A 17,889-nucleotide genomic window follows, 5' to 3' on the forward strand; every position below is an offset into this window, starting at 1 on the left:
TAGGACCGACCGTCCGGCCGACGGCGGCGCTTCTGCTGAGAGCAGCAGCGGTGCGGCGTGCCCGGAACAACTGTTAGAACGGTCTTAGCCGGTTCGCGCCGGTTCGCTGCCCGGTTCCACGATGGCCAGGAGGTCTCATGCCCCGTCCGACCAGTGACGTGCAAGCATTCGAAGCCCACGCACCCGAGGCCGACCTCGACGATCTGCGCGCACGGCTGGCCGCGGCGCGCCTGCCGGAGCCCGAGACGGTCCATCCCGCCGAGCCGGGCCCCCGCCGATGGGAACAGGGTGTTCCCCTTTCCGATCTCGTGGAGGTCGTGAGCTACTGGCGCACCGAGTACGACTGGCGGCCCTTCGAGGAGCGTCTCCACCAGATCGGTCAGTTCCGCACGACCATCGACGGTCTTGGCATCCACTTCCTGCATCGCCGGTCGCCGCGCGCCGATGCCACGCCCTTGCTCCTGACGCACGGCTGGCCGGACAGCGTCGTTCGGTTCATCGACGTCGTCGACGAGCTGACCGATCCGAAGGATGCGAACGCGCCGGCGTTCCACATCGTGGTCCCGTCGCTGCCCGGCTTCGGCTACAGCGACCGTCCGGCCACCACCGGTTGGGGAACCGAGAAGATCGCCGCCGCCTGGGTGGAGCTGATGGGCACGCTCGGCTACGGCAGGTTCCTGGCCCACGGCGGTGACTGGGGAGGCAGCATCACCACGGTTCTCGCCGGCCGGTTCCCGGAGCACGTTCTCGGCATCCACACCACGTTCGCGGAGGCACCGCCCGGACTGACCGTCGACGGGCTGACGGCGGTCGAGCGCGCGTGGGTCGAGGAGACCCGCGACTTCTGGGGCAAGCGGGCGGCGTACGCGAAACAGCAGGCGACCCGGCCGCAGACCATCGGCTACTCGCTCGTCGACTCACCGGTCGGGCTGCTCGCCTGGATCCTCGACAAGTTCGCCGAGTGGTCGGACACCGAGGACAGCCCGTTCGAGACGATCTCCAGGGACCGCGTCCTGGACGACGTCACCCTGTACTGGCTGACGCGGACCGGCGCATCGGCGGCCCGGATCTACTACGAGAGCCACAACTCGCTCGATCCCGAGCTCCGCGTCGACGTCCCGGCAGCACTCACCATGTACCCCCGCGACGTCGAGAAGTGCCCGCGCCCGTGGGCACAGGAGCGGTACCGGCAGATCGTGCGCTGGAGAACGCCGGAGGCCGGGGGACATTTCCCGTCCCTGGAGGTGCCTGAGTACTTCGTCCAGGATCTGCGGGAAGGGCTGACGGCGGTCTTGGCTGCGCGTCGGTGATTTGCGGCTGGGTGCCGGCTGACAGGGGACGGGCTGCCGGTGGACAGCCAGGGCAGCCTGACGCCGGATCGCTGCCGTCGGATGGTCTGCAAGGCCGGAGCGGTTCGGGACATACTCCGGGCAGACGCCGCTGACGCGGCCGTGCCCAAGGAGCCGAGATGCGACGAAGCAGGCTGATGCAGAGCGGGGCGGTCGCCCTGGCGGTGCTGGTCGGTGGGTGCGCCCAACCGGGAACTGCTGGTGGCGCGTCGGGCGAGTACCTCTGCCAGGGCACGCCGGTCCCGGCGTCGGTACTGGCCGACGGCGCAACCGCCGACCAGCTCGGCCCGGAAGCGGCCGCGGCGCTGGAGGGAGCGAGCGTTCCCGACGTCGACCCGGAACAGTGGCGTGTGCTGACGGAGACCAGCACGCAGGTCTACCTGATCCGGGAGCTGCCCGAGCCGCGCGACAGCGACGACGGCGAGCGGCGCACGCACGAGCTCCTGGGCATCGAGTGGACCGACCAGACCGAAGAGGGCGGCGAAGGCTGGCAGCTCTGGCGGCACGGTGACTGCGCGCTGCGCTACGACCTGGGCGATCTCGGGGGCGCGATAGTGGCGCTCGACCCCGACAACTCGCCGGACCCCACGTCCGCAACGGTGCATCTGCTCGTGACGGAGGCCGCGTGCGCGAGCGGCAAGCCCGCCGACGGCCGGGTGACGTTGGAGCGGCTGGTCGAGCGCGAGGATCGGGTCGAGGTCGTGGTCGCCGTCGAGCCCCTGCCGGGCGACGGGCAGAACTGCCCGTCCAACCCGCCGACACCGTTCACGGTCGAGCTGGACGAGTCGCTCGGCGAGCGGACCTTGGTGGACGTCGCGGTGTATCCGGAGCGGGAACTGGTGCTGGCCCCCACGGACCGATGAGGGCCGTCTGGGCCCTCGACGACTGCTCGGGCGCTTCGTCCCCGGGCCGAGGAGGACTTGAGCGTCTCCGCAGGGCTGTGCGGACGGCCGTTACTGCTGGAGGTCCCTCTTCATCAGGCTGAGTACGTCGTGGTACAGGTCGAGCGTCCCGTCACACTTCTCGTGGAGAAGCCTGAGCGTCTTTCCTCGATCCTCACCTGTTAAGTCGCCCAGTCCTGCCGAAAGTCTTCGCACCGAGAACTCGACGTCATAGGCCCAGTCAAAACAGTTGCGCGCGAGGTCTGCGATGGGCGGCGGAGCGACAAGTTCGATCATCTGCAAACCGTCTTGTAGATCGGTCAGGGCTGACGGCAGGTCACCGGGTTTGTCGAGAAGTGCGGGGAACTGCGGCGACGACCCGTTCTCGAGGTCTGCGATCCGCGCGTAATTCACGTCGATGACTCGCATAAGCGTCGTCGCGAACGCCGCGTAGGTGACACGTCGCGTCTCCAGCCATCGGGACGCCTTCTGCTCCTCTCGCTGCGCTTCCCGTTCAACCTTCCGTTCGGCGCGGTCCGCGCGAGCGTTCCACGCAGCGAGCGCGGAGGCTCCGAGCGTGCCTGCGACACCCAGAGCAGCGCCAAGAACGGCAGCAAGACCAGCATCCATAGCCGAACTCTAGGGCTGTGCGAATCGGCATGAGATATATGCCCGATCCGGGCTGCCTCAGCGAGACGCCTACACACGCGTTCCCACGACCACAACCGCGAAGTCCACCGCCCCCTGGATCCTCTACAGTTGACCCGCGCCCACCCCCTGCCGTCTTGGGAGATGTCTTCGTGAGTTCACGCCCGCGCGAGTTCCGTCTGCTCGTCACCGGTGGAGGGACCGGCGGTCACACCTATCCGGCGCTGACCACGCTCCGCGCCCTGCAGGCCAGGCTCGCCGCGGAAGGCACGGCCGTCAGCGTCCTCTGGGCCGGCACCGCGGACGGCCTGGAGGCCAAGGTCACGGCGTCCGAGGGCATCCGGTTCGTGACCGTCGCCACGGGCAAGATCCGCCGGTCGAGCAACCCGCTGGGCATGCTGACCGCGGCCAACATGAAAGACATGGCGCGCGTGCCGCTCGGCGTCGCCCAGGCCAGGTCGATCGTGGCCGAGTTCAAGCCCGACGTGATCCTGTCGACCGGCGGCTACGTCGCCGTCCCGATCGGGCTCGCCGCGGGCCGCCGTCCGCTCGTGGTGCACGAGCAGACCGTGCGGCTGGGACTGGCCAACCGCCTCCTCGCGAAGCGCGCGACGCGCGTCGCGGTTTCCTCCCCGTCGACCCTCGATCTGCTGCCGGAGAACGTGCGCGAGCGGGCCGTCGTGACGGGCAACCCGGTCCGCGCCGAGGTCCTGTCCGGCGAGCCGCTCAAGGCCGTCGACGCGCTGGGCCTGGACTCGTTCGACCCGGACCTGCCGGTCCTGTACGTGACGGGTGGGGCGCAGGGGTCGGTCCAGATCAACACTGTCGTCGCCGAGGCGCTGCCCTGGCTGCTCCAGCACGCGAACGTGATCCACCAGTGCGGGCCGAACAACCTCCAGGACATGTTCGACCGCACCGCCACCCTCCCCGCCGAGCTGGCCGCCCGCTACCGCGTCCTGGGGTTCGTCGGCGCCGAGCTGCCGGACGTGCTCGCCCTCGCCGACGTCGTCATCTCCCGCAGCGGCGCCGGGACCATCGCGGAGCTGACCGCGCTGGGCAAGCCGTCGGTCCTGATGCCGCTCGCGTCGGCGGCCGGGGACGAGCAGTCGCACAACGCCCGCCGGCTCCAGGACCTGGGAGCGGCCGTCACCCTGCAGGGCGACATCCACGAGCGAGACCTTCGGGCGGCGCTCAGGCCGCTGCTGTCGGACGCCGGACGGCGCGAGCGGATGGCTCACGCCGCCCGGGAGCACGGGCGTCCTGATGCTGCTGACCGGCTGGTCGACGTGCTGCTGGAGGTGGCGCGGCCTGCCTAGGGCCGCGCAGTGCTCGCAGTCGACCTCACCACGGCACCACCCCGGCCTCGTCGAAGAACCCACCCCGCGGCCCGTCGTCCGGCAGGGTCGCGAGCCGGATCGCGATGGCGGCACCCTGCTCCGGCGTCCGCGACCCGTTGAAGCCGGTGAAGTCGGTCGCCACATAACCGGGGCAGGCCGCGTTCACCAGGACGTTCGTGTCGGCGAGCCGGCGCGCGTACTGCGCCGTCACGCTGTTGAGCATCGACTTCGACGGCGCGTAGGCGGCCATCGCCGGACCCGTCTGCAGGGTCAGCGAGCCCATGTTGCTCGACATGTTGACGATGCGCGGCGAGCTCGCGCGGCCTAGCAGTGGGAGCAGCGCGTTCGTCACCCGGACCACCCCGAGCACGTTCGTCTCGAGGACGGTGCGGACGACGTCGAGGTCGAGCGTCGTCGGGTCCTGCGCGCCGCCGTCGGTCCGGCCGCCGATGCCCGCGTTGTTGACGAGCACGTCGAGCCGACCCGCCGTCCGCTCGATCGCCTCCGCCGCCGCGATGACGCTGTCGTCGGAGGTGACGTCGAGGGCGACCCCGAACGCGTCGATGCCCTCCGCCCGCAGTCGCTCGACCGCCTCCTCGCGCCGGACGTCGTCACGGGCTCCCACCGCGACCCTGAAACCGATCGCCCCGAGACCCTGTGCGATAGCGAAGCCGATTCCCTTGTTCGCGCCGGTGACCAGCGCGGTCTTCGTGTTGTTCACACCAGCCATGCTCGGCGTCCAGCGTGCCCGGCGTCCAAGACCACCTCAGTACGCTGTGATACTCGCCAGGTATCAAAGAGTAGCCTGCGTACGTGCGCGATCTTGAGACCCGTGAGCTTCGGTATTTCGTGGCCGTCGCCGAGGAGCTGCACTTCGGCCGGGCCGCGGACCGGCTCGGGATCGCGCAGCCGCCCCTCTCCCGCGCGATCCGCCAGCTGGAGCAACGGCTCGGCGTCCGCCTCCTCGACCGGAACCGACGGGGCGTGGCCCTGACCGAGGCCGGCAGCGTGCTGCTCCGCGAGGCGCGCGAAGCCCTCGATGCGGTCACGGCCGCAGCGCACCGGACGCAGCGGGCCGCCGATCCGACACAACACCTGGTGCTCGCGACGAAGGCCGGCGCGTCCCACGAGCTGCTGCAACGGTTGCTGGCCAAGGCCGCGAGCGAACCCGGCGTGCCCCCGGTCGAGGTCCTCCTGTGCGAGGTCGGGCAGCAGGCGGGACTGCTCAGGAGCGGTCGCGCCGATGTGGCGCTCATGCATCGCCCGGTCGACGACCTCTCCGGGTTCGACACGGAAGTCCTCTGCACCGAGGGCCAGGTGGCGATCGTTCCCGCGGGACACCCGCTCGCGTCCCGCGAGCAGCTCACCCTGGCCGACGTCGCCGATGTGCCCGGCCTGCCGATCGCTCGCTGGCCCCGGCTCGACGGGACCTACCCGGACGGGCCCGGACCGGAGGTGCACACCCAGTCGCAGCTGGCTCAGCTCGTGGCGCTCGGCAAGACGCTGCTCGTGATCCCCGCCTCCAGCCGGGCCTGGCAGTGGCCCGAGCACGTCGCGGTGCCCGTGGTCGACGCGCCGGAGATCACCACGGTCCTCGCCTGGCCCGCAAGCAGCCGGTCCCAGGCTGTCGCCGCACTCGTCCGTTCGGCGACCGGCCTCTAGGCCTCAGGCCCCGGCGGGCCGGTGACCACGGCGAGGATCGTGGTCCCCGCTGCGAACCGGCCCTGCGCCACGAGGTCGAAGAGGCCGCACATCATCTTGGCCACGTAGACCCAGTCGAGCCGCACACCGTGGCGCCCCTCGAAGTCGTCGACGAACCGGATCAGCTCAGGCGTCAACTTCGCGTACCCGCCGAAGTGGTAGCCGGTCTCGATCTCCCAGTTGCCGGTCGCCTCACCGAGCGCGGCCCGCTGGAGCGCGGCGACGTCGTCGGACAGGAAGCCCCCGCCCTTGAGCGAGGAGAACCCGAGCGCCCGCTGGTGCGGCGCCAGCCCGGCCGCGAGGCCGGCCAGGGTGCCGCCGGTGCCGACGGCGCAGCAGACGATGTCGAAGTTCTCGGTGATCTCCTCGACCAGCTCGGTGCAGCCGCGCACGGCCAGGGCGTTGCTGCCGCCCTCGGGAATCAGGTAGAAGTCCCCGAGCTGCTCGCGGAGCCGGTCGATCACGGCAGGCTCGGTCTTGCGCCGGTAGGTCTGACGGTCGAGGTACGTCAGGCGCATCCCGCGGTCGACGGCGAACTGCAGCGACGGGTTCAGCGGATCATGCGCCTCACCCCTGATGACGCCGACGGTCTCGAACCCGAACAGCGCTCCCGCGGCAGCGACGGCCCGGATGTGGTTGGAGTACGCGCCGCCGAACGTCAGCAACGTCGTGACACCCGCCGTCCTGACGGCTTCGAGGTTGAACCTGAGCTTGCGCCACTTGTTGCCCGGCAGCTCCGGGTGGATCAGGTCGTCCCGCTTGAGCAGGAGCCGCACGCCGGCCGCGTCCAGGCGCACGTCGTCGAGCACCTCGACGGGCGACGGGAGCAGCAGCGCAGGCCCGGGCATGTCGGCAGTCTGGCACGGGGCGGACGCCGCTCGGCGACGTCGGCTGGCTCTCGGCCCGGTTCCCGAGGACGATTCGACCGCACCACCTGATCTCGCGACCGAAGGAACGGACCCCGTATGACCCTCCCCCGCAGCAACAGCGCCTGGATCGATGGAGCCGCCGACGACGGCGTCGTCACGCTCGGCGACCCACGGCTCAAGGCGCCCACCGCTGCCATCGGCACGGCCGACGCCGGAGTTCTGCTCGCGACGCTGGTCACCCGCCTCCGTGAGCTCAACGGCGCAGGCCTGGCCGCACCGCAGATCGGCGTCTCGGTCCGGGCGGCGATCGTGGAGGTGCGCAAGACGGACGTCTTCCCCGACCGTCCCGAGACAGGGCTGATCCAGCTGCTCGACCCCGTAGTCGTCGAGCGCTCCGACGAGACGACGCTCGACTGGGAGGGCTGCTTCAGCGTGCCGGGCTACCTGGGCCTGACGCCGCGGGCGGAACGCATCACCGTCCGGTACACGACGGACGCCGGGGAAACGATCACCAGGGAGTTCACGGGCTACACCGCCCGCGTCGTCCAGCACGAGATCGACCACCTCGACGGTCTCGTGTACCTCGACCGCATGTCCGACCTGACCAGTCTCACGACCGCCCAGAACTACCTCGACCACCACCGGCCGGAGCCGGCCGCCGGCCGCTAGCGATCACCTTGTGGGCGGATCTGCCCGTCACTAGGGTCGACGCCGTGGCCGAACCCCGTACCTGGCAGTCCGAGACCGCGCGGCTCGGCAACGCTGACCCGACCGACCCGACCGGGTGGTTCGAGCAGCTCTGGGCGTCCGCCAAGGACGGTGACGTCACGATGCCGTGGGACCGGGACGACCCGCACCCGGCGCTCGCCTCGTGGGCAGGTGCCCCTGCTCCGGGCGCGGCGGACGGCACCGCTGTGGTCGTCGGCTGCGGCCTCGGGGCCGATGCCGAGCACCTGTCCCGGCTGGGCTACGAGACAACGGCATTCGACATCTCCCCCACAGCGGTCGCCGCCGCCCGCGACCGCAACCGCGGCTCGGCGGTGACCTACGCCGTCGGTGATCTGCTCGACCCACCGGACGCGTGGATCGGCACCTTCGACCTGGTGGTCGAGATCTACACCGTCCAGGCCGTGAACCGCAGCGTGCGTGACGAGCTCACCGCCGGCGTCCGCTCGCTGGTCGCGCAGGGTGGAACACTGCTGGCGGTCCAGGCGATCGCCGCGCAGGCGGACGACGACGGTCCACCCTGGCCGCTGACCCGGCCGGAGATCGAGGCGTTCGGTAAGGATGGGTTGTCGGCCGTGTCGATCGAGGAGCTCGCGGTCCCCGGCGTCCCCGGCCGCCTCGGGCTCTGGCGCGCGGAGTTCCAGCGGCCCTGAGCCACGGACTCACGTCATGCGTGGATGCAGACGTCGATTCCGTCGAGGTGCTCCGGCTGTTCGGGATACCGCTTTGCTTCGCCCGCGGCCACGCGCCGCGCGCTCCAGCAGGCGACGGCGGCGTCGAGAACGTCGTCCGGCCCTGCCACCAGCCCCGCATTACCGAGATCCGCGGGCAGCACGAAGCCTCCGTCCGCAAGGAGGCGGCGCCGGTCCTCCAGGCCCGCCCACGTCGACTTCGCCGCCGGTATGTATCGGCCCGCCAGAACGGTGAACGACAGCTCGGGATGCACCTCCACGATCTGACGGCGCGACGATCGGACGACCTCGTCCACCTCGAGGATCCGAGGCGCCAGAGCCCACGCCTGCCGACTGATCCCCTTGCTCATCACCCGCAGGGCTTCCTCGGAGGCGGCCTGATAGGTCATCGCCGCCAGCACAGCCCGAGGAGGCGTCATGAACACCGAACGCCACCGCGGGCCGACAGCCGCCCGTGCTCGTACATCGGCCTGCCTGGGCTGAGGTCCGTCCGGCAGCCCGATCGGGATGTCGATACCCACCACCTCGACAAGGCCATCAGCATCGGACGCCGCAAGCAGCTCGACGAGCGTCGGAGCCGCGTAAGCGCGCAGGTCGCTCGCGACCGCCACCCAGTTCTTTCCCGCGGCGTCGACTCCCATCACCCGGACCATCAACCCATGGTCCGCCGCCCCGCCCGGCCCGGCACCCGGGCACGCCGGTCCTAGCTCGATGGGGTTCGAGCGTCCCCAAGTTAGACACCGACCTACCGGTGCGGTTATGGGTGATCGGAACTGGCCGTGGAGGCCAGATCGTCATGCGCCCCCACGTTATTTCAGTGTGGCCCTCGCCGCGGTTAGGTCGAGCGCCCCGAGTAGACCCCTACTCTGCGGGGTGTGTTGCTGTGGGTGGACAGTGTCTACCCACAGCAACACACCCCGCAGAGTAGGGGTTTGCACGGGAGCCCGGACCGTTCAGGACCCCGGCCCGGCCACGCTCGCGGCCATCTTGTCCAGGCACGCCTCCAGACCCTGCTGCGACATGTCGCGAGCCTCAGCGGTCGAGTAACCGTGCTCGACCATGTGGAGGCGGCTGCGTCCGCCCCCGAGGTCGGTGAACTCGACCTCGTGCCGACCGTCCGCGGGTACGCCCTCCATCGGCGGAGGCTGCCGGACGCCGTCCGCATCGCTGAAGTTGAACACGTACTCGATGCGGCGCAGGGGCTCGACGAGCGTGAAGTCCCAGGTGGACCACTGGTCCCCGCCGCCGAACTCCGCGGGTGCGCGCATCACCAGGAGCGCGCGACCGCCGACGCGCAGGTCGACCTCCGCGGCCGGGCAGGTGAACGGGCCGGGGCCCCACCAGGACCGCAGCCCGTCGGGCGTGCTCCAGGCCTCCCAGGCCCGTTCGACCGGTCCGTCGAACTCGCGCGTCACGTCGACGTCGTACGTCGTGTCAGTCATGTGCTGCCTCCAGGAAGGCACTCCGGAAGAGGGCGCGGGGTGCGGGCCTCGTCCGTACCGACGCGCGGCAGGGCCAAGACTCATCGGCCGACGCCGGGCTCGCCCACCGACCTGGCCCGGGCGGCCTCGTTCGGTCCGATGTCATCACGCGTACGTGAGATCGGTCGGTTGACCTGAGATCGGTCGGTTGATTGACCGATCTCGCATCAACGGACCGAAGTCGGTGAGATCGGTCAAACGACCGACCGAACTCGCCGCGCTGCGCCCCGCCCCGCCCCGCCCCGCCCCGCCCCGCCGCGCCGCGCCGCGCCGCGACCCAGTTTTCGAACCCGATTGAACCGATCCCGCCGTTCACCCGTAGTGAGAAGCAGAGGCCGGCAACGGGTCGGCCTGCGAACGAGAGGGGCGGACGTGCGCAGAGGGACAAAGGTGGCGGTCGGTGTCGGTGCGGCAATAGTCGTGGTCGGAGGGGCGGCGGCGATCTTCGGGCCGGGCCTGTACGCGGACTGGGCCAACGAGGCCGCGGCGGACGCACCCACCCTGGAGTCGTCGGCGGTCCCCCTGCCCGACGCCGAGGCGGCGGCCGGCACGTGGACGGTCAGCGACGGGTCGTTCGCCGGGTACCGCGTCGACGAGGTGCTGCAGGGTGAGGACGTGACGGTCACCGGACGCACCGAGGACGTCACCGGCGCCGTGACGGTCGCCGACGGCTCCATCTCCGAGGCGAACATCGAGGTCGACATGACGACCGTGGCGACCGACGAGGCCAACCGCGACGGCTACTTCCGGGACACCGCGCTGGAGGTCGGCAAGTTCCCCTCCGCGACGTTCGAGCTCACCGAGCCGGCGCCGATCGAGGAGGGCGCCACCTCCGTCGAGCTCACGGGCGACGTCACGGTCCACGGCGTCACGCAACCCGCGACGTTCGAGGCGGAGGTCGCGGGCGACGCGACCAGCGGCGACCCGGTGCAAGTCATCGGCAGCATCCCGATCACGTTCGCGGACTTCGACGTCGAAGCCCCGTCGCTCGGGTTCGTGACGGTGGAGGATGAGGGCAGCATCGAGTTCTCGCTGCAGCTCCAGCCGGGACAGTAACGACCAGCAACCCACAGCTCCCACGAGAAGCGACCAGGACCCGGAGGCGACGGGACGTGACCACGAGTGACCCGCCGGCGGGTGCCGAGGACCAGCTCCTCGCCGCGGTGCACGACACGCACGCCGGTGCGCTCTACCGGTACGTCGTGCGTCGCACCGGCGACGAGGAGGAGGCACGCGACGTCGTGCAGGAGACCCTGCTGCGTGCGTGGCGGCACCCCGAGGTGCTCGAACGGTCCGAGGAGGCCGTGCGCGCCTGGCTGTTCACCGTCGCGCGCAACCTCACGGTGGACCACCTCCGCAGCGCCCGGCGCACCCGCGAGCGGGCCACCGGTCACGTCCCCGACCGTGAGGAGCGGGACACCACGCAGGCCCTGCTCGACTCGTGGCTCGTCGCCGACGCGCTGGTGTCGCTCTCCCCGGCGCACCGGGCGGTCGTCGTGGGCGCCTACTACGGCGGCCGTTCGGTGGCCGAGCTCGCGACCGAGCTGGGCATCGCGCCCGGCACGGTCAAGTCGCGTCTGCACTACGGCTTGCGCGCGCTGCGCCTGGCCCTGCAGGAGAAAGGAGTTACCCCATGATCCCGGCCGAGGGAGGACACTGCGGCGACCAGTACGCCGAGTGGGATGCGGCGTACGTGCTCGGTGCCCTGAGCCCGAGCGACCGGCGCGCCTACGAACGGCACCTGGCCGAGTGCGCCGCGTGCCGTGCCGCCGTCGCCGAGCTCGCCGGCATGCCGGGGCTCCTGAGCACACTGACGGCAGGACACGCGGAGGCACTCGTCGCGGAGGCACCCGGAACCGGCTTGCCCGACGGCGACAGGTCCGCCCCGCACGACGCCAGTCCCGAACCTGCACCGGCGGTGTCCCTCGCGAGCCTCGCCGGCGCGGCCCGCAGGTCTCGCACCCGACGCCGGTCGCTGCTGGCCGTCGCGGCGTCGGCCCTGGTGGCCGCGGGGGCGATCGGTGGGACGGTGCTCGCCGACAACGGCCTCTTCGGGTCGCCGGACGGCGCGGGCACGACGCCCCCGTCGGCCACCGTGGCCGGCGCCCGCACCGTCGAGCTGCGCCCCGTGGGCGACGCCGACATGCGCGCCGAGCTGGTCGTCACCCCCACCACGTGGGGCACGAGCCTTCGCTGGAGCTGCCACTACCCGCCGGTACCCGGGCAGCGAGAGCCCGACGGAAGCTACACGCCGGCCGAGCCGATCACGTACGAGCTCGTGCTGGTCGGCCAGGACGGAGCGCGCACCGTCGCGGGCACCTGGTCCTGGTCGGGTGGCACGACGACGGGCCTCGACGCATCGTCGGCCGTACCGCTGACCGAGGTGGACCGGATCGAGATCACCCTCGACGGGCAGGAGGAAGCGCTCGCGTCGGCGACGCTATGACGGCCGCTACGACAGACGCTATGACAGACGCCGGGGCTCCGGTCGCGGTTCCAGGACGACCACCGCCGTCTCGGTCGACCGGAGCGCGGCGTAGGCGTCGAGGTTCGCGTCGATCTCCCGCCACCTGGCCCACAGACGTTCACGCTCGACGCCCTGCGCGGCGTGCGCCTGCACGAACCGGGACCCGTCGGCCAGGTCCGCGGTGGCCTCGGGGTGCACCTGCAGGTTGAGCCACCAGGACGGCTCGCCCTCGGCCCAGCCGTTCATGGCCAGGCAGATGAGGTTCGGGCCGTCCTCGAGGTAGGCGAGGATCACGCTGTGCTCGCGCCCTGTGCTGCGTCCGGTGACGGTCAGGCGCAGCATTCCCCAGTTGCGGCCGCGCGGACGGCGGAGGCCCACCCGACCCGCCGAGATCCGGTACACGCCACGGTGCAGGCTCCACATCGTGCGGACGAACCAGCGCGGCGGGACCCGCGGCTCGGACGTGCTCTCGGCTGACTTGCGTTCGTTCGACACGCTGGCCTCCGGCCATCGGAGCGGGTCGCCTGCCCGGTGCCCTGCTCACGCCGGCAAGCCTTCTCTACCCAGGGTAGGGATCCCGTCCCGCCGCGGCTACGGGCAAGATCAGGACGCGCGGCGCAGCCCGCACGATGCCGCGCCTGCACGACGCCATCTGAACCCTGGCTAGCTGTAGCACAAGATGCTACGGTTGCGGGTATGACGGAGCAGATCAGCCAGCGCGAGCTGCGAAACGACAGCGGGCGGATCATGCGCGCGCTCGACGAGGGGCACACCTTCATCGTGAGCCGCAACGGTCATCCGGTTGGCGAGCTGCGCCCCCTGAGGCGCCAGCGCTTCGTCGCCGCCCAGGCGGCCGTGGAGATGTTCCGCCACGCACCGAAGCTCGACTGGAGCTCCGTCCGGGAGGACATCGACGAGTACGTGGACCAGGACATCGAGCCCCGTGGCTGAGCGCCTGGCTCAGGGCCTCCTGGACACATCGGTGGTGATCGACCTGGAGACCATTCCAGCCTCTGATCTCCCGCTCGAGGTCGCAATCTGCGCGATCACGCTGGCCGAGCTGGCGGCAGCACCAGCCGCGACGACCGATGCCGACGAGCGAGCCCGACGTCAGGACCGGCTCCAGCGAACCGAATCAGCATTCGACCCGATCCCGTTCGACCTGGAGGCGGCCCGAAGCTACGCCAGGGTCTACGCCGCGGTCGTCGCCCAGGGGCGCACGCCTCGCCGCCGGCTCGCGGACCTTCTCATCGCATCGGTCGCACTCGCCGAAGGCCTTCCGGTGATCACCCGGAACCCTGACGACTTCGTCGGGCTCGAGAAGCTCATCGACGTCACGACCGTCTGAGATCTGAACCAGAGCAGGCGGCTCCGCTGCGTCGGGATCAGCCCCCGCTCGCATCGCCCACTCCGAGTGGTCGATGCGAGCGGACGTCAGCGGGCCGTCACCGCAGCCGCGCTACTTGATCGCGCCCATCGACAGGCCGCGCACCAGCTGCTTCTGCGCGATCCAGCCCGCGAGGATCACGGGCAGCGAAGCGAGCAGGGCCGCCGCGCAGAGCCGCGCGAGGAACAGGCCCTCGCTCGTCATGGTCGACACGATGAGCACCGGCACGGTCGCCGCCTGGGACGCCGTCAGGTTGAGCGCGAAGAAGAACTCGTTCCACGCGAAGATCACGCAGATGAGCGCCGTCGCCGCGATACCGGGCGCCACCATCGGCAGCAGCACCGACCGCATGGTGCGCATCAGCCCCGCGCCGTCGATGGACGCCGCCTCGAGCACCTCGCCGGGCACCTCGATGAAGAAGGACCGCATCATCCACACCGCGATCGGCAGGTTCATCGCGGTGTACAGGACCACGAGGGTCCAGATGTTGTCGAGCACCTTGAGCTGCCCGGCCACCACGTAGATCGGCACGATGACCGCCACGACCGGCAGCATCTTGGTCGAGATGAAGAAGAACAGCACGTCGCTGACCTTCTTCACGGGCCGGATCGACAGCGCGTACGCTGCCGGGACGCCGAGCAGCAGCACCAGGACCGTGGAGACACCGGTCGCGATGACCGAGTTGCCCACGTAGACCATCGACCCGCCCTCGAGCACTGCCCGGAACTGGTCGAGCGTCGGCGCGAAGAACCACGTCGGCGGGTCGGAGGCAGCCTGGTTCTCCTGCTTGAACGCCGTCATGGCCATCCAGGCGACCGGGAAGAAGAACCCGATAGCGAGCAGCCAGGTCACGGTGGTCAGGAAGCCGCTCGAGAAGCGACGGTTCGTCGCGCGCGGGGTGACCGCGGGGGTAGCGACAGACATGGTCACTCCTTCACCTCGAAGCTACGGAAGATCAGGCGCAGCGCGGCGGAGGCCACGATGATCGTGGCGATCACGACGACGACGCCCATGGCGGCGGCCTGTCCGACGTCGAACCCGAGGAAGGCGCGCTGGTAGATGTAGAACGGCAGGTTGGCGCTGGCCGTACCGGGCCCGCCCGCCGTCATGAGGTAGATCTGGTCGAACGTGTTGACCACGTAGATGATGCCCAGCAGCACGCCCAGCTCGATGTACCGGCGCAGGTGCGGCAGCGTGATCAGCCGGAAGGTGAGCCAGGTGCCCGCGCCGTCGACGGAGGCCGCCTCCAGCACGTCCTTCGGCTGCGCCTGCAGGCCGGCGAGCACGAGCAGCATCATGAACGGCGTCCACTGCCACACCAGGGCCATCAGGATCGCGATCACGGGGTAGGTCGACGTCCAGTCGACCGCCTCGAGACCGAACAGGCCGAGGGTCCAGTTGAACAGGCCGTACGTCGGGTTCAGCAGCGCGACGGACCACAGCACCGACGTCGCCACCGGCATCACCAGGAACGGCGTGATGAGCATCGTGCGTGCCACGCTGCGCCCGAAGAACGGGCGGTCCAGCAGCAGCGCGAGCACGATCCCGAGGACCATCGCCACCAGCACGCAGCCGAGGGTGATGACCACCGAGTTCAGCGCGGTCTGGCGGAACGTCGAGTCGCGCGCGATGTCGAGGTAGTTCGAGAAGCCGACGAACAGGTCGGACTCAGGACGCAGCAGGTTCCGCGAGTGCAGCGAGTACCAGATCGTCAGGACGAACGGCAGCTGCGTGACGATGATCGTGAAGATCAGCGCCGGCAGCAGCGGGCCGCGACGGCGCCAGCCCTCCGCCCGGCTGATCGTCCGATCGGACGCCTCGGTGCGCGCCGCCCGGCGCGAGCCTTCGAGCCGGTCGATGGTCGAGGTGCTCATTGCCCCTCCTCCGCCTGGTAGGTCTCCGCCACGGTCTCGGCGTAGCGCTGAGACTGCGCGATCGCCTCGTCCACCGTGATCTGCCCCGCGATCGCCGCGGACATCTGCTGACCGACGCGCGTACCGAGGTCCTGGAACTCGGGGATCCCGACGAACTGGATGCCGGGGTACGGCACCTCGTGCGTCATCGCGGACTCCTGCATGGCCCCGTTCATCGACTCGAGCGTCGCGTCCGCGTAGGCCTCGGAGACCTCGGCGTACTCCGGCAGCTCGTAGGTCGACAGCCGGCTGCCCGGGGGTACCCGCTCCCAGCCGATCTCCTCGCCGACCAGCTTCATGTACTCCTTGTCCGTCATCCAGGACACGAAGTCCCAGGCAGCATCCTTGTGCTCGCTCGTCGACGGGATCGCGAGCGACCAGCTGTAGAGCCAGCCCGCCGAGTCGGTCTCGGCGACCGGCGCGGGGGCGTAGCCCACCTTGCCCGCCACCGTCGACGACGCCGGGTCCTCGACCGACGAGACCATCGACGTCGCGTCGTACCACATGGCCGACTGGCCCTGGGCGAACCGCGTGAGGCAGTCGCCGAAGCCCGACGTCGCGGCGCCCGGCTGGCCGAAGGACCGCAGGGTGTCGATGTAGGTCTCGATGGCCTCCCGGCTCTCCGGGGAGTCCAGCGTCGCGTTCCACTCCTCGTCGAACCAGCCGCCACCGAACGTGTTGATCGCGGTGCTCATCGGAGCCATCACCTCGCCCCACCCGGCCAGTCCGCGCAGGCAGATGCCGGAGAAGTCCTCCTCCGGCGCGTTCAGCTCGGCGGCCAGCTCGCGCACGTCGTCCCACGTCGGGTTGGCGGGCATCTCGAGTCCCGCCTCCTCGAACAGGTCGGTGCGGTAGGCCAGGAACGACGACTCGCCGTAGAACGGCACGGAGTACATGTCGCCCTCGTGCGAGAGGGCCTCGCGGACGCTGGGCACGAAGTCCTCGGCGTCGTACCCCGCGGTGCGCTCGATGAACGGCTGGAGGTTCTCGATCCAGCCGTTCTCGGCCCACATGGGTGTCTCGTAGTTGGAGATCATGACGACGTCGAACTCGCCGCCGCCCGTGGCGACCGATGCCGTGATCTTGGCTCGGGCCTCGTTCTCCGGCAGCGACACGAACCGCACGTCCACCCCGGGGTGGGCGGCGCGGAACTCGTCCTGCAGCGAGATCGCGTCCTGCATCTGCGGGTTGGACACGATGGCCACGACGATCTGCTCACCGTCACCGCCGCCCACGGCGCCCGCCCCGGCACAGCCGGTCAGGGCCAGTGCGACGGCGGCCGTCGTGGCCGCCAGCGTCGCTCTCACCGAAGTACCCCTCGGAGGTCGGAACATCCTCGTCCTCTCCTCGGCACGACATCCGCGCCGCGCTCATTTGAGAATATGACTTGCTCATCTGCATCCGCAGACTAGTTGGGTATGCTCAGGTGAGCAAGGCCCCCGCTCAATAGTCGCTCAACCGTTCCCGCTGCCACCTGCGGGAGTGAGGACGCAGGTGACCCATCCCGATTCGAACCTCATCCCGAACCTCCTGGTCGAGGTGAGCACCGACTACTACCTCGACGGCAAGTCGAAGGTGGAGATCGCCCGCCACCGCGGCATCTCCCGCTTCCAGGTGGCGCGCCTGCTCGCGCAGGCCCGCGACCAGGGCGTGGTCCGCATCGAGATCACCGCGCCACGGGTCGACGGCGAGCGCGGTGCCCGCCTCGCCGCCCGCCTCGGCCTGCGCGAGATCCTCATCGCCGCCAGCGGCGAGGACATCGCGACCACCCGCGAGAACGTCGCCGTCGAGCTCGCGCACGCCGCACGCGAGCACATCACCGAGGGTGCGACCGTCGGCGTGTCGTGGTCGCGCACCGTCGAGGCAGCGGTGCGGCACATCGGGCGGCTCCCCCAGTGCGACGTCGTCCAGCTGGTCGGGGCGCTGCCCGTCGAGGGCAGCGGCAACTCGCTGGCGCTCATCAACACGTTCGAGCAGATGCCGGGCGTGCGGACCTGGCCGGTCTGGTCGCCGCTCCTCGTGGCCGACGCCGCCACCGCCGCCGGGATGCGCCGGCAGCCGGAGATCGCCGACGCCCTGGCGCGGGCCGACCACCTGGATGTCGCGGTCGTCGCGATCGGCCACTGGTCCGACCGCACCTCCACGGTGTACCCGCAGATCAGCCCCGAGGAACAGCGCGCGGCCACGGAGGCGGGCGCCATCGCCGAGTGCTCGGGCCGTCTGTTCGACGCCGCCGGCCGCCCGGTCCGGACGAGCCTCGACGAGCGTGTGGTGGGCGTGACGCTCGAACAGCTCGTCGCCACGCCCCAGGTCATCGCGATCGGCTACGGCGCGGCTGTCGCGCCGGGCCTGGTGGCCGCGGTGGCCGGCGGCGTCGTCGACACCCTGGTGGTCGACGACGCCGCGGCGACGGCGCTGGAGTCCCTGCTGGAGTAGCC

21 protein-coding genes are annotated in these 17,889 nt (G+C 70.5%); 12 read left to right on the forward strand and 9 right to left on the reverse strand.

The genetic code is table 11. From position 1 onward, the window contains the following. Nucleotides 1-137: 137 nt before the first annotated feature. Entirely contained in the window at nt 138-1,310 is a 1,173-nt protein-coding gene (locus LUU90_RS08585; protein ID WP_275002964.1) for an epoxide hydrolase family protein, read from the forward strand. 158 nt (nt 1,311-1,468) lie between these two features. After that, the gene (locus tag LUU90_RS08590) at nt 1,469-2,212 is read left to right on the forward strand and encodes a hypothetical protein (RefSeq protein ID WP_275002965.1); all 744 of its coding nucleotides are present in this window, start codon (nt 1,469-1,471) and stop codon (nt 2,210-2,212) included. A 90-nt stretch (nt 2,213-2,302) separates the two neighbouring features. On the opposite strand, the gene LUU90_RS08595 is transcribed toward LUU90_RS08590, so the two are convergent. Then, nucleotides 2,303-2,860 carry a hypothetical protein gene (locus tag LUU90_RS08595; RefSeq protein ID WP_275002966.1) on the reverse strand — a complete coding sequence of 186 codons (558 nt, stop codon included), beginning with the start codon at nt 2,858-2,860 and terminating at the stop codon, nt 2,303-2,305. Between the two features lie 170 nt (nt 2,861-3,030). Between LUU90_RS08595 and LUU90_RS08600 the strand changes: the two genes are divergently transcribed. Next, nucleotides 3,031-4,194: a UDP-N-acetylglucosamine--N-acetylmuramyl-(pentapeptide) pyrophosphoryl-undecaprenol N-acetylglucosamine transferase gene (locus LUU90_RS08600; protein WP_275002967.1), complete on the forward strand. Its 1,164-nt coding sequence runs from the start codon at nt 3,031-3,033 to the stop codon at nt 4,192-4,194. 25 nt (nt 4,195-4,219) lie between these two features. Here the strand turns inward: LUU90_RS08600 and LUU90_RS08605 are convergent, their stop codons facing one another. Further along, nucleotides 4,220-4,936: an SDR family oxidoreductase gene (locus tag LUU90_RS08605; protein WP_275002968.1), complete on the reverse strand. Its 717-nt coding sequence runs from the start codon at nt 4,934-4,936 to the stop codon at nt 4,220-4,222. A 92-nt stretch (nt 4,937-5,028) separates the two neighbouring features. Here LUU90_RS08605 and LUU90_RS08610 point away from each other — a divergent pair, with 92 nt between their 5' ends. Further along, complete coding sequence (locus LUU90_RS08610) at nt 5,029-5,877, forward strand: LysR family transcriptional regulator (RefSeq protein WP_275002969.1); 849 nt, start codon at nt 5,029-5,031, stop codon at nt 5,875-5,877. On the opposite strand, the gene LUU90_RS08615 is transcribed toward LUU90_RS08610, so the two are convergent. Continuing rightward, nucleotides 5,874-6,764, reverse strand: a complete 891-nt coding sequence (locus LUU90_RS08615) for a 1-aminocyclopropane-1-carboxylate deaminase/D-cysteine desulfhydrase (protein ID WP_275002970.1) — start codon at nt 6,762-6,764, stop codon at nt 5,874-5,876. The genes LUU90_RS08610 and LUU90_RS08615 overlap by 4 nt on opposite strands. A gap of 117 nt (nt 6,765-6,881) precedes the next feature. Between LUU90_RS08615 and def the strand changes: the two genes are divergently transcribed. After that, nucleotides 6,882-7,454: a peptide deformylase gene (gene def / locus LUU90_RS08620; RefSeq protein ID WP_275002971.1), complete on the forward strand. Its 573-nt coding sequence runs from the start codon at nt 6,882-6,884 to the stop codon at nt 7,452-7,454. A 44-nt stretch (nt 7,455-7,498) separates the two neighbouring features. Continuing rightward, complete coding sequence (locus tag LUU90_RS08625) at nt 7,499-8,164, forward strand: class I SAM-dependent methyltransferase (protein ID WP_275002972.1); 666 nt, start codon at nt 7,499-7,501, stop codon at nt 8,162-8,164. A 14-nt stretch (nt 8,165-8,178) separates the two neighbouring features. Here LUU90_RS08625 and LUU90_RS08630 read toward each other — a convergent pair whose 3' ends face one another. Continuing rightward, a complete protein-coding gene (locus tag LUU90_RS08630; RefSeq protein ID WP_275002973.1) occupies nt 8,179-8,844 on the reverse strand; it encodes a DUF429 domain-containing protein in 666 nt (221 codons plus the stop codon). Between the two features lie 312 nt (nt 8,845-9,156). Beyond that, nucleotides 9,157-9,645, reverse strand: coding sequence for an SRPBCC family protein (locus LUU90_RS08635; protein ID WP_275002974.1), 489 nt, complete (start codon nt 9,643-9,645; stop codon nt 9,157-9,159). Nucleotides 9,646-10,056: 411 nt separating this feature from the next. Between LUU90_RS08635 and LUU90_RS08640 the strand changes: the two genes are divergently transcribed. The 3 genes from LUU90_RS08640 to LUU90_RS08650 are packed head-to-tail and all read left to right on the forward strand — an operon-like array spanning nt 10,057 to nt 12,130. Continuing rightward, on the forward strand, nt 10,057-10,740 hold the full coding sequence (locus LUU90_RS08640) for a YceI family protein (RefSeq protein ID WP_275002975.1): 684 nt from the start codon (nt 10,057-10,059) through the stop codon (nt 10,738-10,740). A 56-nt stretch (nt 10,741-10,796) separates the two neighbouring features. Next, nucleotides 10,797-11,321, forward strand: coding sequence for a sigma-70 family RNA polymerase sigma factor (locus tag LUU90_RS08645; protein ID WP_275002976.1), 525 nt, complete (start codon nt 10,797-10,799; stop codon nt 11,319-11,321). Beyond that, the gene (locus LUU90_RS08650; RefSeq protein WP_275002977.1) at nt 11,318-12,130 is read left to right on the forward strand and encodes an anti-sigma factor; all 813 of its coding nucleotides are present in this window, start codon (nt 11,318-11,320) and stop codon (nt 12,128-12,130) included. Before LUU90_RS08645 ends, LUU90_RS08650 begins: the two co-directional genes overlap by 4 nt. Before the next feature lie 18 nt (nt 12,131-12,148). Here LUU90_RS08650 and LUU90_RS08655 read toward each other — a convergent pair whose 3' ends face one another. Continuing rightward, nucleotides 12,149-12,646, reverse strand: a complete 498-nt coding sequence (locus LUU90_RS08655; RefSeq protein WP_275002978.1) for a nitroreductase/quinone reductase family protein — start codon at nt 12,644-12,646, stop codon at nt 12,149-12,151. 201 nt (nt 12,647-12,847) lie between these two features. On the opposite strand from LUU90_RS08655, the gene LUU90_RS08660 reads away from it, so the two are divergent. Both LUU90_RS08660 and LUU90_RS08665 read left to right on the forward strand, forming a co-directional pair. Continuing rightward, nucleotides 12,848-13,102, forward strand: coding sequence for a type II toxin-antitoxin system Phd/YefM family antitoxin (locus tag LUU90_RS08660; protein ID WP_275002979.1), 255 nt, complete (start codon nt 12,848-12,850; stop codon nt 13,100-13,102). Next, nucleotides 13,095-13,499 carry a type II toxin-antitoxin system VapC family toxin gene (locus tag LUU90_RS08665; protein ID WP_275002980.1) on the forward strand — a complete coding sequence of 135 codons (405 nt, stop codon included), beginning with the start codon at nt 13,095-13,097 and terminating at the stop codon, nt 13,497-13,499. The genes LUU90_RS08660 and LUU90_RS08665 overlap by 8 nt, the downstream gene beginning before the upstream one ends. Nucleotides 13,500-13,610: 111 nt before the next feature. Here the strand turns inward: LUU90_RS08665 and LUU90_RS08670 are convergent, their stop codons facing one another. The 3 genes from LUU90_RS08670 to LUU90_RS08680 are packed head-to-tail and all read right to left on the reverse strand — an operon-like array spanning nt 13,611 to nt 16,758. After that, complete coding sequence (locus LUU90_RS08670) at nt 13,611-14,462, reverse strand: carbohydrate ABC transporter permease (RefSeq protein ID WP_275002981.1); 852 nt, start codon at nt 14,460-14,462, stop codon at nt 13,611-13,613. A 2-nt stretch (nt 14,463-14,464) separates the two neighbouring features. Continuing rightward, entirely contained in the window at nt 14,465-15,412 is a 948-nt protein-coding gene (locus LUU90_RS08675; protein WP_275002982.1) for a carbohydrate ABC transporter permease, read from the reverse strand. Further along, nucleotides 15,409-16,758: an ABC transporter substrate-binding protein gene (locus LUU90_RS08680; protein WP_275002983.1), complete on the reverse strand. Its 1,350-nt coding sequence runs from the start codon at nt 16,756-16,758 to the stop codon at nt 15,409-15,411. The genes LUU90_RS08675 and LUU90_RS08680 overlap by 4 nt, the downstream gene beginning before the upstream one ends. A gap of 187 nt (nt 16,759-16,945) precedes the next feature. On the opposite strand from LUU90_RS08680, the gene LUU90_RS08685 reads away from it, so the two are divergent. Then, nucleotides 16,946-17,887, forward strand: a complete 942-nt coding sequence (locus LUU90_RS08685) for a sugar-binding transcriptional regulator (protein ID WP_275002984.1) — start codon at nt 16,946-16,948, stop codon at nt 17,885-17,887. Nucleotides 17,888-17,889: the final 2 nt, after the last annotated feature.

Origin of the sequence: Promicromonospora iranensis (assembly GCF_028994775.1) — a bacterium.
In the GTDB taxonomy this organism is placed as follows: domain Bacteria; phylum Actinomycetota; class Actinomycetes; order Actinomycetales; family Cellulomonadaceae; genus Promicromonospora; species Promicromonospora iranensis_A.

Coding starts and splice junctions, on each gene's coding strand:
- LUU90_RS08650 (WP_275002977.1), top strand. CDS start 11,318: ATGATCCCGGCCGAGGGAGGACACTGCGGCGACCAGTACGCCGAGTGG.
- LUU90_RS08670 (WP_275002981.1), bottom strand. CDS start 14,462: ATGTCTGTCGCTACCCCCGCGGTCACCCCGCGCGCGACGAACCGTCGC.
- LUU90_RS08635 (WP_275002974.1), bottom strand. CDS start 9,645: ATGACTGACACGACGTACGACGTCGACGTGACGCGCGAGTTCGACGGA.
- LUU90_RS08630 (WP_275002973.1), bottom strand. CDS start 8,844: ATGGGAGTCGACGCCGCGGGAAAGAACTGGGTGGCGGTCGCGAGCGAC.
- LUU90_RS08660 (WP_275002979.1), top strand. CDS start 12,848: ATGACGGAGCAGATCAGCCAGCGCGAGCTGCGAAACGACAGCGGGCGG.
- def (WP_275002971.1), top strand. CDS start 6,882: ATGACCCTCCCCCGCAGCAACAGCGCCTGGATCGATGGAGCCGCCGAC.
- LUU90_RS08590 (WP_275002965.1), top strand. CDS start 1,469: ATGCGACGAAGCAGGCTGATGCAGAGCGGGGCGGTCGCCCTGGCGGTG.
- LUU90_RS08615 (WP_275002970.1), bottom strand. CDS start 6,764: ATGCCCGGGCCTGCGCTGCTGCTCCCGTCGCCCGTCGAGGTGCTCGAC.
- LUU90_RS08595 (WP_275002966.1), bottom strand. CDS start 2,860: ATGGATGCTGGTCTTGCTGCCGTTCTTGGCGCTGCTCTGGGTGTCGCA.
- LUU90_RS08585 (WP_275002964.1), top strand. CDS start 138: ATGCCCCGTCCGACCAGTGACGTGCAAGCATTCGAAGCCCACGCACCC.
- LUU90_RS08675 (WP_275002982.1), bottom strand. CDS start 15,412: ATGAGCACCTCGACCATCGACCGGCTCGAAGGCTCGCGCCGGGCGGCG.